The organism is Calothrix sp. FACHB-168 (genome assembly GCF_963889195.1).
Classification (GTDB): Bacteria; Cyanobacteriota; Cyanobacteriia; order Cyanobacteriales; family Nostocaceae; genus Aulosira; species Aulosira anomala_A.
Genome location: NZ_CAWPNJ010000085.1, coordinates 224,492 through 240,582, shown reverse-complemented (window position 1 = coordinate 240,582; position 16,091 = coordinate 224,492). Strand labels below are relative to the sequence as shown.

General features: G+C 36.6%; 10 protein-coding genes and 1 pseudogene. 3 read left to right on the top strand and 8 right to left on the bottom strand.

Going from position 1 to position 16,091, the window contains the following annotated elements:
• Positions 1-399: 399 nt before the first annotated feature.
• Positions 400-813 carry a calcium-binding protein gene (locus tag AACW45_RS36400; RefSeq protein ID WP_313933747.1) on the bottom strand — a complete coding sequence of 138 codons (414 nt, stop codon included), beginning with the start codon at positions 811-813 and terminating at the stop codon, positions 400-402.
• Between the two features lie 1,404 nt (positions 814-2,217).
• Here AACW45_RS36400 and AACW45_RS36395 point away from each other — a divergent pair.
• On the top strand, positions 2,218-3,036 hold the full coding sequence (locus AACW45_RS36395) for a carbonic anhydrase (RefSeq protein WP_190630657.1): 819 nt from the start codon (positions 2,218-2,220) through the stop codon (positions 3,034-3,036).
• 68 nt (positions 3,037-3,104) lie between these two features.
• Here the strand turns inward: AACW45_RS36395 and AACW45_RS36390 are convergent, their stop codons facing one another.
• The 3 genes from AACW45_RS36390 to AACW45_RS36380 all read right to left on the bottom strand — a co-directional run bounded on the left by AACW45_RS36390 (position 3,105) and on the right by AACW45_RS36380 (position 7,066).
• Complete coding sequence (locus tag AACW45_RS36390; protein WP_190630655.1) at positions 3,105-3,662, bottom strand: filamentous hemagglutinin N-terminal domain-containing protein; 558 nt, start codon at positions 3,660-3,662, stop codon at positions 3,105-3,107.
• Between the two features lie 231 nt (positions 3,663-3,893).
• Positions 3,894-4,244, bottom strand: coding sequence for a hypothetical protein (locus AACW45_RS36385; protein ID WP_373462071.1), 351 nt, complete (start codon positions 4,242-4,244; stop codon positions 3,894-3,896).
• Positions 4,245-4,534: 290 nt separating this feature from the next.
• Positions 4,535-7,066 carry a mannose-1-phosphate guanyltransferase gene (locus tag AACW45_RS36380; RefSeq protein ID WP_190630653.1) on the bottom strand — a complete coding sequence of 844 codons (2,532 nt, stop codon included), beginning with the start codon at positions 7,064-7,066 and terminating at the stop codon, positions 4,535-4,537.
• Positions 7,067-7,289: 223 nt separating this feature from the next.
• On the opposite strand from AACW45_RS36380, the pseudogene AACW45_RS38535 reads away from it, so the two are divergent.
• Positions 7,290-7,424: pseudogene (locus AACW45_RS38535) on the top strand (hypothetical protein); the annotation flags it as partial.
• Between the two features lie 163 nt (positions 7,425-7,587).
• Here the strand turns inward: AACW45_RS38535 and AACW45_RS36375 are convergent.
• The 3 genes from AACW45_RS36375 to AACW45_RS36365 are packed head-to-tail and all read right to left on the bottom strand — an operon-like array spanning position 7,588 to position 13,852.
• Positions 7,588-9,900, bottom strand: a complete 2,313-nt coding sequence (locus AACW45_RS36375) for a hypothetical protein (protein ID WP_190630650.1) — start codon at positions 9,898-9,900, stop codon at positions 7,588-7,590.
• 1 nt (position 9,901) lies between these two features.
• A complete protein-coding gene (locus AACW45_RS36370; RefSeq protein WP_190630648.1) occupies positions 9,902-11,911 on the bottom strand; it encodes a hypothetical protein in 2,010 nt (669 codons plus the stop codon).
• Between the two features lie 6 nt (positions 11,912-11,917).
• Positions 11,918-13,852, bottom strand: a complete 1,935-nt coding sequence (locus AACW45_RS36365; protein WP_190630646.1) for a hypothetical protein — start codon at positions 13,850-13,852, stop codon at positions 11,918-11,920.
• 725 nt (positions 13,853-14,577) lie between these two features.
• On the opposite strand from AACW45_RS36365, the gene AACW45_RS36360 reads away from it, so the two are divergent.
• On the top strand, positions 14,578-14,772 hold the full coding sequence (locus AACW45_RS36360) for a hypothetical protein (RefSeq protein WP_190630643.1): 195 nt from the start codon (positions 14,578-14,580) through the stop codon (positions 14,770-14,772).
• Between the two features lie 254 nt (positions 14,773-15,026).
• Here the strand turns inward: AACW45_RS36360 and AACW45_RS36355 are convergent, their stop codons facing one another.
• On the bottom strand, positions 15,027-15,437 hold the full coding sequence (locus AACW45_RS36355; protein WP_190630641.1) for a hypothetical protein: 411 nt from the start codon (positions 15,435-15,437) through the stop codon (positions 15,027-15,029).
• Positions 15,438-16,091: the final 654 nt, after the last annotated feature.

The following is a 16,091-nucleotide window of genomic DNA, read 5'->3' as shown; positions in this document are numbered from 1 at the left end:
CAACTACTAGTGATGTTAATTACTTGCTGAAGAGCGAATTTTTCCAACTACAGCAACATATCTTGCTGCCTACCTCCGCCCTAAGCTATTTTTCAAGCTAGTCAATCACGAGAAAATCTCACAACCAAACATGAAAATCTCTCTCCCCTCACACCTAGCCCCTAGCTAGAGGCTTTTTCATGCTTACAGCAGTTTTCACCTATTTACAGCACATCTGTCGTAGGGGCACGGCACCGACAATCTTTTGGTATATGCAATAATTTTACTGGTGCCGTACCCCTACAGCGTGGTCTATTTACAGGAAGATGCTGTAAAAAGGTGCGCTGATTTGAAACGCACCTTTTTAACAGGACTTATTGATTGTTAATGACAAACCTTAACGAATATTGCTACTAAGTTCTAAACAATATGAATGTTTAAGCTAACATCGAAACCAGAAAGTTTATTTTCAAGAGTAGCAAATTGCTGCGCGTTAAAGAATAAACCACCTGTAGTTTGGTCATAACTGAACTGACTAGTGGAAGTTGCACCAAAACTAGCGCCAAGAACTTGAATCTTATCTCCTTGTTGGAAACTAAAGTCTTTGATGACATCTATTCCTTCACTCAGAGAGTTAAAGACAAATGTATCAGCCCCAAGTCCACCAGTGAGGATGTCATTACCAGTTCCACCAGTCAAAATATCATTGCCATCTCCACCAACTAGATTATCATTACCAGCATTACCAGTGAGTTCATCATTACCAGCACCGCCTTTGAGAATGTCATTGCTAGCGCCACCAGCTAGAATATCGGCATATTTTGTACCTGTAATTTCAAACTTCTCAACATTTACGTAATCAAGTATGGCATTACCAGTGAAGCGACTAAAAATCTGACTTTGTTCGTTATAACCAACATGAACGCCAGCGCCATTGTTAAATTGGCTGCGGTAAAGGTATTGTTTTTATTATCACCATTGTATGTAGGCATTGTCATTTCTCCTGTAATTTTTCCCAGTAAATTGTTTGTTTAGGTGAGGTTATAAACCTCTGTTTCAATGTGTGATGGAGTTTAGCGTTAGCTGTTTAACTCCTTGATGAGTTACACGTTGAGGTTTTTGGTTTTATGCAGTGGTTGGGAAAAATAAAACGAAGAAATTTTTCTTAGATCATGAAAATGACATTACACATCTCTACAGAAGCCGCTTCCAGCCGTTTTTTATATTGGCTGTAAAATCTGTATTTAAGTTGCACAATCCATCGTGAGGGCTGTTAACAGTTGACTGTTGACTGTTGACTGTTGACTGTTGATTGTAGGGTTGGGTTTATTTAGATATTTGTCGATCAACGCGGATATTCGGGAACCCGCCCGTACAAAAGTTAACAGCTATGATTAATTGTTATGAAATTTAGACGTACATTAGCTTATTAGTTTTGCAAACAAAGAAAAACACTCAGAGATTAAAAATAATTTCTGAGTGTTGTGATTAGGCTTAAACTATCAACTTTTGAGGCTAATTTATATATCCAAATTTTTGCTGGTAAGGGAGTTTGATATGAGCTTTTGAACTCCTTGCTGAATTACACGTTAAGGTTTTGGGTTTTATGCAGGGGTTGGGAACAATCAAACCGCAAAAATTTGCTGCTCATAGCTGGAAATCTCAATTGGAGTGCAAAAACGCCCTCACCCTATAAGGGTGGGGCTATACCAACGAAGCCTGCCTTGGCAGGCTATCAAACTTTTAGCCTGCCAAGGCAGGCTTTGTTGGTATAGCAATACCCTTCTAGGGTATTGCGTCAAAATTGGGATGCTCCCGTAATAACTGGCTGGAGCAAGAGAAGCATAGTGCGATCGCATTTTTGCTACTGGTTAAAATCAAACGCAGAAGCTACTCCTTACTAATTGCAGATTGATTGCACCTTAAAGCTCTAACTAGAGACAGTTGCTTAACAAGATTGCTTAAATAATACTTAAATAATAAAAGCATGAATTTTACCCTTTAATTAATTCCCTGACTGGCATAATTCTAAAAGCCGAGCAGCTGAGTCAATTTGTTTACAAAGATTGTTTAATATAGTTAATGGAGTTATCCGCGTTACATTTATCATCAGTAAATTTCAACAGTATAAACCAATTGTAGATTAATTGCATATCTCTACTGACTTAATTCCTTAACTGAATTTTCTGACCAGTTTGAAATATTACTTATTCTGTTTGCGTTAATTTAGGTAATCTGATGAAAAAATTGATTAGAGGCTTGCGAGATTTCAAAAGTAGTTATTTTCGTGCTAATGAAGAACTATTTGAGCAACTTTCTCATGGTCAAAAGCCTAGAGTCTTATTTATTACTTGTTCAGATTCACGGATCGATCCCAACCTAATTACACAAGCTGGGTTAGGAGAATTATTTGTTATTCGCAATGCAGGTAACATTATTCCCCCGTTTGGTGCTACTAATGGCGGTGAAGGAGCAACAATTGAATATGCTATTCAAGCATTAGATATTCAACAAATTATTGTCTGTGGACACTCCCATTGTGGTGCCATGAAAGGGTTAATGAAGTTAGACAAATTGCGAGTAGAAATGCCGCTTGTCCATGACTGGCTCAAGTATGCAGAAGCAACCCGACAGCTAGTGAACGAAAACTACAGCGACTACGAAGGGGAAGAACTTTTAGACGTAATTATTGCTGAAAACGTACTTACCCAAATCGAAAATTTACGGACTTATCCGGTGATTCGCTCTAAACTCTACCAAGGAAAACTGAGTATTTATGCTTGGATTTATCAAATTGAGGCAGGAGAAGTTTTAGGATACGATCCACAAAATCACGCCTATGTCTTGCTGCAAAATGAGCTTCCTCCATCAGAGATAAATCAGAAGTTAATTAGCCCATCTTTAACTAGCAATGTGGAAATACATTTAAGTGAAATTCAGGAACAGGCTTATAAATTACCTCAAGAAATTCCTAGTTCAGAATATGAATGGTTTCCCATGACAGTACTATCTCCAGAGCAAATGGAGCGAATTTATCGAGGCTCAATGGCAAAGTAAAAATATCAAGTCAACCTAAATTTTTGGGGTTTTTAATTGGACTTTTTGTCAGATAAATAACTAGGGAACTATAGTGCGATCGCATTTTTGGTAAGAGTGGATAATAAACTGTCGGCGGTACTTGCAACAAAGGAACCGCCCACATCTAACCGAGCATTTTGCCCAAAAATTATGCCATTGGGATTAATGAAAAATAAATTGGCATTACCCAATATCCCAAGAGTTCCCAAAATCTCAGATCGATTATTTCCTGTAACTCGTGTAAGAATGTTTTCCACTCCCGTGGGGTTGGCGAAATATACCTGTTGCCCATCACCAATGCTAAATTCGCGAAAGCTATGAAATAAATTCGCTCCCCGAACTGCACCGCCATTGATGATATCTGCTGTCGCCCCTTTAACTTCTACTCCTGGTGTTAATATCGTAGCTTCGCCGCCCAAAGTATTATCAGGTTGAATCTCTGCGCGGACGAGAGTTGCTTTACAAATAATCGAACTAAATGTACAACAGGCTAATCCCAACAATAACAATTTACTGTCGCAATTTAGGCTTGGCTGATATTGGATAGATTTAAACCATTGATGCAAAGATTTCCGCTTAAATATTTGAGATTTCCTAACAATCATGATTTATATATGATTAAATAGTAATGAAAGCCCAACGTTTAATTGATATCACTACCATCCTAGCTTGTTTGGCATTTTTTGAGATATATCTGCCTCTTATTTACCCTACAGCATATTTCCGGTAAATGAGGTACGCGCTTCGGGGCATGGCAGTGCCAGTGCCCCTACAATCAACGATTATCTGTAGCGCTCCAACTGGCAATATGCTGTATATTGCCAGTTATCTTTAATTTATTGCCATTTATTAGTTTTATAATTACGTAGTAATTCCAGTACAGTTTCTTCAATTTGATATACAGTTTTTGGACTGTTAATAGGGCGTTCAGGCGCATCTGGATTTGTAATTATCAAAGCTGCATCTAAGAATTGATGCACGGTTTGGCGGCGCACAGTTTCCCTTGTATTCGGTTTATAGGATTTGCCATAGTGCTGTGACATAAATTCCATTATCGGTGTAATTACCATTAAAGGATATGTAGCAGCAGACCAAGGATCGTTCGGTTTTAAATCAAGTAAAGCTAGCAGCGTTAAGGCTGAACCTTCATTAAGTTGTGCCTTTGGTAATCCCAATTCAACTAATATTTGTAATAAACATAATTTTCGTTCGGGACTAACAGTGAAAAAGTTGCTTCTGTATACAATAACGCTTGGGGTTTTTTAGTTACCTGAGGATATTTGACATATCCGGCGGAGAAATTTAATGGATATACAGCAGTTTTCACCTATTTGAACCACATCTATCGTAGGGGCACGGCATCAGTAAAATTATTGTATGTACCAAAAGATTGTCGGTGCCGTGCCCCTACAGCGTGGTCTATTTACAGGAAGATGCTGTAAAAGCAGATTAGCTTATCCTGTAGCTTTCAATGAACTTATTGCACTTCCACCGGATGCTGTTCTTGTTGTCTTTCAATAAACGTTTGCACGCGGGTGCGGTAGTTTCTTAAAGTTTCATCAACCCAATCGCGCTCATTACTGTTGGCATACAGATGTACTACTGGCTCGCTAGCATCGGGTAAAACTAACAGCCAACTATCATCATAGGGCTGACCAATTTTCACCCCATCAATTAATTCTAAATTTTGGGCGGGGTGAGTTTCGACTAAATAACGCATGAGTGCGCCTTTAGCACTCCAAGGACAACGGATTGTATGGGTTCTGTGAACGACGCGGGGTAATTCGGTGCGCACAGTAGCGAGCGATCGCTCTTGAATTGTCAGCATTTCAATTATCTTAGCAATGCAGAACATCGCATCAAATCCTGGATGCAGTTGGGGAAAGATAAAACCAGTATCGCCACTACCAGCCAACACCACATGACTATATTTTTGCGAAGCCTCCATTAAAGCTGTGGGGTTAGCTTTAGTGCGGATAACTTTACCATCATGGCGACGGGCGACTTGTTCCACCGCACTGGAAGCATGAACTGGGACAACTACCGTACCCCTGGGGTTAGAGGTTAAAATCATGTCTACCATCAATGCAGTTAACATTTCTCCGCGAATCGGCGCACCGGATTCATCAACTAAAATTAGCTGTTCGCCATTCGCCGATACCTGAACACCAAAGTTAGCTTTTAGCGCTTCTACCACATGTCCCAACTGAGTTAACAATCCTTCCCTCTCCGCCGTCGAGACAGCGCTTTTATTCAAGCTAGCGTTTAAAACTACCGCATCAGCCCCAAATTTATCTAACATTTGCGGTAATACAGCCCCAGATACCGCATAAACATAATCAATCACCACTTTAGCCCGACTGTTGCTAAGAGTAGAAACATGTAATAATTTCTCAAAAGCAGTGCAGTAAGTGTCATTGATTTGGCTAGGATAGGCAACATCACCAATTTCATGAATTTGGGCGCGGCGCATATCTTCCTTAAAGTAAGCCCCCTCAATTTTCTTTTCTTGGGCTTTGGTGATATTAATCCCCTTATTATCCATAAATTCAATCAGGATATAGTCAGGGCGATCGGGGTGGACGCGCACGTGAATACCGCCAGCTACCCCCATAATCGGTATAACTGTGCGGGCGATGGGTACAGCTGTAGCGTCTAGGTTTTGAATATCAATCCCGACTGACATTAAACCCGCAATTAGCGATCGCGTTACCATACGCGATACATTGCGCTGATCGCGGGAAACCGCCACCTTAGAACCTGGTTTTAAAGTTGAACCGTAAGCTGCGCCCAACTTCACCGAAAATTCTGGGGTGATATCAATATTCGCTAATCCTTGCACACCACGTTGCCCGAATAAATTTCTTTGGGCAGTATTACCCCAAATCAAGTTAATGTTTAAAACAGCACCTGACTCAATCTTTTTACTCGGCCAAACTCTAATACCAGGGCTAATTTGCGCTTCTTCACCTACCGTAGATAACGAACCTACTACAGATGCTTCTAATACATGGGCGCGTCTATCAACACGGGTACCACGAGAAATCACACAAGCGGAAAGTTGAGCTTCTTCGCCAATAATCGCCCCATTCCAAACAATCGGACGTTTCAAATTAGCATCAGCTGCGATCGTCACATTATCCCCAATCACAGTACCCGCTTCAATTTGTACCCTGGCACCAATCCGGCAATTATCACCAATTACAGATGGACTTTCGATTGTTGCCGTGTGATCGATATAAGTATTTTGACCCTTCCAAATACCTGGAGAAATTTCTGTGTAAGCAAAATCGAGTTTTACCTTACCATATAGGGCATCATATTGCGCCTCTCTATAAGCATCTAAATGACCGACATCGCACCAATAACCTTGAGCAATGTAACCATACATCGGCTCATTTTTTGCTAGTAATAAAGGAAATAAATCTTTAGAAAAATCTGTTTCTGTATTAACTGGTAAATATTCTAAAACTTCTGGTTCGAGAATATAAGTGCCAGTATTAACTGTATCCGAGAAAATTTCACTAGTAGAAGGTTTTTCTAAAAATCGATTAATGCGACCATCTTCATCAGTAATAACTACCCCAAACTCAATCGGGTTGGGCACGCGGGTTAAAATTAAAGTAGCTTTTGATTTGTTTTGTTTGTGAAATTGGATCGCTGCTGTTAAATCAAAATCGGTAACGCTATCGCCGCTAATTACTAAAAAAGTTTCATCTAACAGTTCGGCAATATTTTTTACACAACCAGCTGTACCTAAAGGTTGATCTTCTTCCACAGCATAGGTCATCTGGACGCCAAAATCACTGCCATCCTGAAAGTAATCTCGCAAGACATCTGGTAAATAATGCAGAGTCGCAATGACTTCTGTAATTTGATGCCGTTTGAGGAGATTGATAATATGTTCCGCAATTGGTCGATTTAAGATTGGCACCATTGGTTTGGGCAAATCACAAGTTAAGGGACGAAGCCGCGTTCCCGAACCGCCTGCCATCAGCACTGCACGCATAAATCCTCCTTAGCTATTTGCAGCATTTGCTGCTTTAATACCCGCAATATACGTTGTGTTTTTCTGACAACTATTTCTTTCAACTACAACTATTAGAGCAGAAACCCCATCAGTAGTATCCTGAAAGCAAAAAAGATTTCACGATACTACATCCTACCCATCGTCAACTTCCACAGACTCAAAAGAACAGCATCATAGTTTACACTTCCTCAGTGCTAAAGCCGCGATCGCCTGGAATATACTGTATAACACCGCTTATACTCGCCAGCTATGTGATTTCATTCAAGCTGGTACAACAACTTTTATCATCCTCTGTATCACTACAATAAAACTCTCACCACTAAAAATCATGACGTAATTTGAGATAGCAAGCTCTACAATCAAGTCGACAAACCACTGACCATTTAGACAAATGCCAAATTCAACTAGGACTGTTATTCTAACACTCCTAGTTCTTGCTCAAATTTTCAGTTCATCAACAACCCAAAATTAATGTTGTATAATTAACGTTTAGCTTGTTCTCAATTCTCAATTAAAACCTTTGCAACTTTTTGCAGCAAAGATGATTGACTATTATCACTTATCTTTAAAATATTTTGAGTTAGCGTACTAAAATGTAAAGCTGTCATGGTATGTTCAATTAGTTCAGATGTCTGAATTGACTCGCCAGAGTATTTCTTTCCAATCAAGTGATAAACTCTAAACCCTCTTTTTACTGTACCATCAATATTTTTAGCAGGCGGAACATAATACTGAACAAATATTTCGTTATGTAAATCCAAACATATCATATTTTGTATTCTGTTAATCGGTTGAATTTCATCGCTATAGTACATTGCTAAGGGTAATAATTTACTACCCTTTTCACCTTTAATTGTTCGGTTAATTTTTAGCGTTCCCTTTTCCATTTCTTCAAGAATACCATTGCGTCCAATTAAAGTTGGTGTATACAAGTCATCTGTATAGCAGCTAATATATAACTTCTCCGATTCATCTACAAAATATTGCTGGTCGTCAATTAATTTATCTGATTTATTTTTCTGCCTTCTTAAAAATGGAAATTCCTTTTCTATCTGTTTTTTGTTGCGCATTACATCTTTGATATATATGCGACCCTCTTTATATATAAATTTTACGGCTACTGCTTTAGCTTCCTTGTTTCGAGGACTACGCACATATATAGTAGAGAATTCTTTTTCAGGTAAGGATTCAGCAGTAATAGGCAAACCCAAGCTATGATCTAAAAGACTTTTCCTCATCCAGTTCTTAATTCCTAGTTCAATTAAGACCTTCTCAAATTCTGGCGAAATATTTAGGTTGTAATTATCGCGGAAATTTTTCCATAGTTCGTTATTTTCTTGACTACTTAAATAGCAGTAAATACAATCTTCTATATCCAAGAATTTACCATCCGTAAAATCCTGAGTATCCTTACGCAAAGTATCTGGATTAATATTAGAAGTCGTATATTTAAAAACTGAAAAACTAGGTTTTGCCTTTCCACTAGCCTTCTTTCCAACAGCCTTAAATTCAGGTATATTTATCCCCTGGGTGCTAAAAAACTCTCCTGTATGCAAATAGTTAAATCTTCTCTTTAACTGGGAATAAAAATCTACTTTCACTTTATTATCTATTTGTGTTGATAGCTCCCAGAAATCATCATTTCTCTGGTAAGCCATTGAACCCGCTTCTTCCTCCAAAGATTTATTGAAAACTAAATAATTTTTTCCCTTATCAAGGTTAATATCTGACCAGGGAACAACCTCAGTAATTTTCCAGCAAGGCTCGTCTTCACCCTCAACTTCTATTTGTTCATAGGTACTAACGGTTTTTCCAGAATTATAAAATGTGGTGATAGATATCCCTTGCTGTTTCAGAAAATTTTTCAGAAATTGCTGATCAGATTCAGTCAGATCAACTCCAATATTGTTAATAATTTCTAATGATTCTACAGAGTCTATATTTTTGATAAAAGGATTTTCTAGATAATGGTCAGCCTGAAAAGGCAGAGTATTAAAGTTAATACCACACTCACTTAAAAAACCCTCAAGTTTTGTCATGAGATTCTGATAATGATAAAGCTGAGTTTGTTTAAACTTGTCATAATCTTGCTGATTTGTCGGAAATTGCATAAATTCAATAGAATTTTTATGACGACCATCAAGGTTACGATCAAAATAGTAGTTTTTATCTTGGTATACTAGCAACTCTCCTAAATCGTCACTATCTGTGGTGACATACTCATCTTGTGGTAAGAATATTCGCCTTTTTCTAGATAAGGTTAATGTTAGTACATCATGATGGCTATATTTGATTAACAAATTCTGTCCCCAGACTATAAGAGCATTTTCCGACTTACTAAGACTCTTAGAGTGAAGTAAGAGTAATTCTTCAAAACCATTGATTGTTTCAACAGATAAGCCTTGAGAGAGAAGATGAAATTTAAAAACTAAATTAACAATTCTTTCTCGATTATTGCTAAATAATTTTTTCCAGCCGGAGTGATTTTTATTGGGAGATAAAAAGAAGACATGGTTTTTACCATCCACGTAGCCGAGAAAGTACTGAATGTCTGAATATTTAGGCTTGTCTGCATTAACAGAAAGTCTTTCTTGGATTTGACTTTTAATGTATTTATGCCGATTTTTATAATAATCAGTCTGTGAATTTTCATCTCCATCTACCTGATATTTAAGGGGGAAATTTTCAATACCTTTATTCTTACTAATTAGATATTGGACGAGGTTTTCAGCAACATCTTCTAGTTTATCTAAAATCTGTATCTGATTGGTTCTTGATTGATCTGACAATGCTTTAGTCATTTGATTTTTCATTTTATCTCTCCTTAACAAACAAAAAGTCTTTAAGTATATTAGATGCAACTGGGATATTGTGGCGATCAAAGTAAATCAAATTTCCAGAAAATAACGTTGGTGAGTATTGATGATTTTTTTCTTGTGTTCCATGCAAGTTTAGAAGTAAACCTCTAACATTGCTAAATTTTGGATAATCGGAAACAATACTATTTAGCTTTTTTTGTGCTTTTTCTAGCGTCTCATTGGAAAGGCGATTTCCCGAGTATAAACTCCATGCTTTAACATCAATACAAAATAGGGTATTGTCCTTGATATAGTACAAATCAAACTTCTCATAGAGCTTGTGATATTTTTTGAAATCTCGCAACTGCTCAAAACCATAGATGGATTTTATAGTTTTCCAGTCTTTACCTTGAAAAACTACATCTTTAATCCAGCATTCCGTAAAATTTTCAGTTAGTGATGGATACAATACATCGTAAAAGAAATGTGGACGGGGAATATAAGTATTAAAAATTTCTGGTTGTGGAATCAAATTGTTGTACAATTTGTAAATTAAATTAGTAGAAGGATCTGGCAAGTCAATTTCATTTCCTTCCAAGTCATAGCCTTGAGCATTTGTTTTGAGATTTTCAGGATATAATCGCTTCTGGTAAGGATAGATTCTTTCCCCATTGATGCTATCGCTGATAATCTGAAATTTTTTACCCTCTTCCACCACAGAAGCTAAATAGGGTGTAAATTCAGCTTGTTCCGGGTTGTGATAAAATAGTGATTCAATAAACTCATCAGGAAATAGCTTTAACTCTCGTAACTGTTGCAGATACCTGTCTGGCTCTCTAAAAACAACTGGATCGCGTAAAGCATCCCACATTTTAGTGATAGCAAAAGCCTTGTTATTTTGGTGAAAATCCTGAATTTCATTCAACATTTGTTCTCGAAAATTTTGGAAATCTTGAGAAGCATTAGTTTCATCATATACATGAGCGTCATAATCATGAATAGCTCGTTTCTTTTCTTCCTCTTGAACACTTAAGTAAACTTTGTGGTTGTTAACTGAAAATTTACGAATTTCCTGAGGTTCTTCTTGCTTGAGGTATCTGTAAAAATTCACTAAATTTTTTCTGGTTTCTTCATTAATGAAAATTTTGATAACTTGGTTAGGAAAATCACGCCTCTCAGATCTACCAATAGCTTGCAAAATTGCTTTACCTAATAAAATTTGGTGTTGCTGCTCTCGAAATGCGCCAGCTTCTGGTTGACTTAGGTATTTGTTGAAATCTTTGATTTCTAGATTAGAATCACCCAAATTTACAATGCTTTTCATCAACGCGAAATGATACCGAGTAGTAGATTTTTCAGAATCTGTTGACTTCTTCAGCGATGGTTTCATGACTGTATAGTAACTGTCCATTAACAAAACTAAAGAGTCGAAATCTTTTTCATCGCCGTTGTGATTTTTTATGATAGGGTTCAATCCTTTGGATGCTGATTGATAAGCCGATATAAAGAAAATTTTCTGTCCTTCTTCTTCTACAAGCTCATCCAAGTATGTTTTTTTATTTGCTTGCTCAACGTAAAGACTATTGAAAGAGGCTGTATATAAAATTATCTTAATCCGAATATCAGACTTATATTTTGGATGATTTACCTTGATGTAATATATATTTAGATGTTCTGGTGATGTCTCAAATACAAAGTTAATATTATGACTTATATTCCAAAAAGACATCAATTTTTTAATCCAGCCTATGGTTTGAGTAAAAGCAATTGTTTCTTGAATTGAGTCATCTTCAAAAAGGTAAAATAAGAAACGAATAAATTTTTTTATCTCTTGAACTTTGTAATAATTCAACCAATTACCATTATTCTTACAAGACTCGATAAAATCTTTTAAAATATTTTTTTCAAATTTTTCTACAACTTCTTGTGTCTTGTTATTTGGAAAAGATGATAAATTTTCATTGAAAAATTTTACTGTAATCTGGCGGTTAGCCTCACGCTGATTGCTGATTTCTTCACAAAGCAAGATTTCTTATTCAATCATTGCTTTAAATGAAGTTTTACCAAATTCATTACGTAAATTATCTTCTAAATAACCCATATCATAACTTGTACTTAAATCTCCAAATATTCCACCTGTTGCTGAAATTAAAAAAATCACATTACTATTATTAGCTAGCATAGATTTTATCTTGAATTCAGGCGAAGTCGATATAGCAGTACTCCCAATAGAGACTTCTCTAAGTGAGTGAGCAATCAAGTTATTCTTGGGATTTTGATAACGAGACATTTCTTTGATATTTATGATAGATTTATAGCTTTCATAGACATAGATACGGTTTAAGTATTTGAGCAGGTGATTTGGAGATGAGCTTTCTTCGCTTGCTTTTTGCGCTTTATCTATCTGTTTTGACCAAATATCTAAAGAACGAGATTGAGAATCTTCAGCATCCAAAACATTAGCCAGAAAATCTTTGATGGTTTTGATTTGTAATCTAACAGCCAGAATGGCATAAATTAATTCTGCTACAGAGGTATTATCTGAAACTTGTTCCTCTGTGATGTGAACATGACCACCAGAAGGTCGGGTTAAAAACAATTTTTTGAGAGGTTCAATGTTGTAGATGTATAGGTTGTTATATGAGAAAATGTTCATCAACTCATCACTGATTTTGTTGTAAAGTTCCTGAGGTATCAACAAACTTCTATTATTCTCGAATTTTGAAAAAACTCTGGATAACATCTCAAAATCTAATATAATGGGACTTTCTTTAGCGGAATCATCGAAAATACCCATAATTTCTGCCATTGATTTTTCAAGCCCTTTGATAATCGTTATTACCTGTGCTAAAAACTTGATAGAGTTCCCTTCTTCAAAGGTCAGGCGTTGATATATTGGGGCTAGTTTTTGCAGTTTTGGGTCAATATCTTTGTTTCTCTCAAAATTTTCTTGTAATTCTTGAAAAGCTCCCTTATTATTCGCAACATAATTAAGGAATTCTCTATTTTCATTGTTTTGAGTAGAAAAAAGAATAGAAAACTCCCTATTAATAGATGACAGTGCATTATTGATTGCTAGCTTTTGAGGTGATATGATATCAATTTGCTTATCTAACATAATTTGATAGCCATCTTCCTGCTCATCAAATGCAACGATAAACTTTCTGGAGTTGTTCGTGTTCTGAATAACGTATTTATCAAGATGGCTGGTTTTCTTTATCCATTTTGTACCATTATGCTTAAAGTAGGGAATAGCGGTTTCAAACTTATCATAAGTGAGCATCAAAATACCAGATTTATCTTGCAGTAGATGGAGCGGAAAAAATATTTCAAGTAACTTTAAACATTCATCTGGCCAGCTTTCGCGATATAATTGACAGTTGATCAAGAATTCTAAAAAATTTTCAATTAACTTATCCAGTTCGTATATTGCTTTCTGAATCTCGGATTCATTAAATTTTTCATCACCAAAACCTGTTTTTTTGACATACTCAAGACGGTGTATAACATTTTCTACTGTCTTGAGTTTTTGTTGATTTTCTTTAACTTTTTCGGGAGTATGTATTTTTGAATCTATTTTCCAGAAAGTTTTATTTTTGAGGATTGCAGGTATCCATTTTTTATATAATTTAATATACTCATCCGTCGTTTTCATTTCTAAAGAATTTAACTTATAGACGGGAATCTCTGATGAATGTTGGCTACTAACTGAAGTTGGAACACATAAATGTTCTCTTAATGGGGCAATATATATGCCGATTATCACAGTATCTGGATGCTTTTGAATTGTTTGATATATACCTTGAAACAATTGATGAGTCTTTCCTGAGCCTGTACCATAATTGATGAGTTTGAGTTGAGAACAGTTATCTCGAAAACTATCTTCAATGGTTGTCAAGTAGGAATTAAGAATTTGGGAACGAGCAGATTCTGAATGCTGATTAAGAGAATCTTTTTGATTTTGCATTATGTAGACTTACCTCATTTAGGGGATATATGTAACAAATTTGCAGTTGGTTAATTAGCAAAGATTTAGCACAGAGAGGTTGAAATCGCTGTAAGGGACTTACAAAAAATAAATTACCCAAATTCCGTAGTGCGAGCATCTTGCTCGCTTTTGAACACCAGCGAGCGAGACGCTCGCACTACAAATTGATTGGGTATTTAAAAAATTGGATGTCCCTAATCACGCCAAATTTCCTGCAAGCAGATTATATAGGACTCGAAAATATACCAAAAATCGTCCGTTTATTTACCCAGTTCGTTATAAATGTATAGAAAGTTTCTCAAAAAAATCTCTATTTGAGCAAAATACAAGCTTTTTCCATTTTCCTGAGATATTCTTAATCACCTCTGGCTTTAGAAGCGATCGCATAACTCTGGGTATAATAAAATTTGCTAGTTCAAACAAGAATCCTACCCCTTCAAGGGAAGAGAATCTAGCCTTATATAAATGTTGATATTTCAGGAACACCCGCAAGAGGCATCTAAATTAACAAAGTATATATACTTATTTTTATAGATGAGGCTACTAGAGAAAAGTCTTGATGTAGTGAATTGTTGATTTTTGCATTGTGTGTGCGATCGCGACTAGCTACGATGTCAAAGCCTACTCTAAACTGGAATAAGAGAATGTAGCGTTAAGTCACTCGCTTACCGAACAACTAAAAAGTTCCTCTGGGAGTTATAAGAATGATTAAGTTAATTATCATTGGGTTAATTGCAGGCTATGTCTATGGTGCTTGGAAGTTCTGGAACGGTTTCGAGCGGACTCATTTTACCCGCAGCCTACCCAATCGTATAGGTTTATCTTTACTGTGGCCCGCTTTATTTGTAGCTAATAAATCCTATCGCCGCAACTTTAGACAAGCCCTAAAAGGCAAGTAAGTATCATATTTCTGAGCTTAAATTATCAGGGTGTATCAATTTCATCTTCAAAGCCAAAATAAAATCCACTAACAGAAAAATCTTCCTCCTTAAACTTAGGGGATTAGTAGCAAGATTCTTAGCCATAGATAATTTAAGGGTTTAGCACCGCTAAACCCTTAAATTAGATGTGATTTAAATTAATTAAACCCACAACTAAATCCGTAATTCATAATTCGTAGTTAATCTTTTAGCTACAAATTATGAATTACAAATTACCGATTTCTTTGTCCATTTCTAATGCCATTAATCGCCGCACCCGCAGCAGCGCCATCAACCGCATCGCCTAAGGTGTCCTTGGTACCATGAAGAATGATACCTGTAACTGTACTAGCTGCTGCACCAACACCCATATCTTGACCTAAGTTACCAACTCGGCGATTTCTGGCCTGTCTTCTGGTACCATGTACTGCATTCACAGCCGCACCCGCAGCTGCACCTTTAATAGCATTGTTGACAACCGAACCACGCCCTCTAACAGCACCAGATACTACACCAGCACCAGCACCAATGCCGATATCTTTTAAAATATCAGCCGAAGCTGGTTGAGCCGGCACTAAGGTACCACCGGCTAAACTTGCAGCCATTAAACCTGGTAGAATTGTGCGTTTTAAGATGGGATTCATAGTGATAATTTCTCAAAACATCAAACGATCGCAATACAACCTCTGCGGTTGTATTGATAACTGCGTTTATTTTTATTGTAGACAACAACGACGGTTGCCGACTTGAGGAATTATCATCATCTCATTAGAAATCAGGCGATCGCATCAGCTAAAAGCCAGAGATTTTTTGCCAATTTTTGGTAACTTACAATACTTAGCCACTAATAAACAGCTACTTGATAGCAGGTTTTTTAGCATTTATATTGCTATCTGTTAAATACCCCATCTTTATACATACAGTTTTCTCACATCTTTACAACTTACTACTGACACCTTTTATACAATTCCTGTTTATTCAAGAGGAATGGTCATGCTAAATTTAGAACCTTATCCAGGCACAGAATTTACCTCAAGAGTTACCCGTGTTTTGCGACAAGAATTTGATCAGCAATTGCTAATCCTCAACGTTACTTGTCATCGGTAAGTGTTTCAAGTAGATTTACTTGTTGTAATATAGTTTGGTGCAATCACTGACTGACGTTATTCAAAAATACCTAACAGCATTTTGGAAAATCAGCAACATTTATACATCTTCTTCCAGAAGACGATAAATAACTTTTTGGTTGCTATCAAAACTCACAAAAATTAGCAGATAGAACAATTTTTGTGAAATCA

Excerpts from the sequence above, each read along its gene's own strand:
- AACW45_RS36395 (WP_190630657.1), top strand. The coding sequence starts at position 2,218 with ATGAAAAAATTGATTAGAGGCTTGCGAGATTTCAAAAGTAGTTATTTT.
- AACW45_RS36390 (WP_190630655.1), bottom strand. The coding sequence starts at position 3,662 with ATGATTGTTAGGAAATCTCAAATATTTAAGCGGAAATCTTTGCATCAA.
- AACW45_RS36380 (WP_190630653.1), bottom strand. The coding sequence starts at position 7,066 with ATGCGTGCAGTGCTGATGGCAGGCGGTTCGGGAACGCGGCTTCGTCCC.
- AACW45_RS36375 (WP_190630650.1), bottom strand. The coding sequence starts at position 9,900 with ATGAAAAATCAAATGACTAAAGCATTGTCAGATCAATCAAGAACCAAT.
- AACW45_RS36365 (WP_190630646.1), bottom strand. The coding sequence starts at position 13,852 with ATGCAAAATCAAAAAGATTCTCTTAATCAGCATTCAGAATCTGCTCGT.
- AACW45_RS36360 (WP_190630643.1), top strand. The coding sequence starts at position 14,578 with ATGATTAAGTTAATTATCATTGGGTTAATTGCAGGCTATGTCTATGGT.
- AACW45_RS36355 (WP_190630641.1), bottom strand. The coding sequence starts at position 15,437 with ATGAATCCCATCTTAAAACGCACAATTCTACCAGGTTTAATGGCTGCA.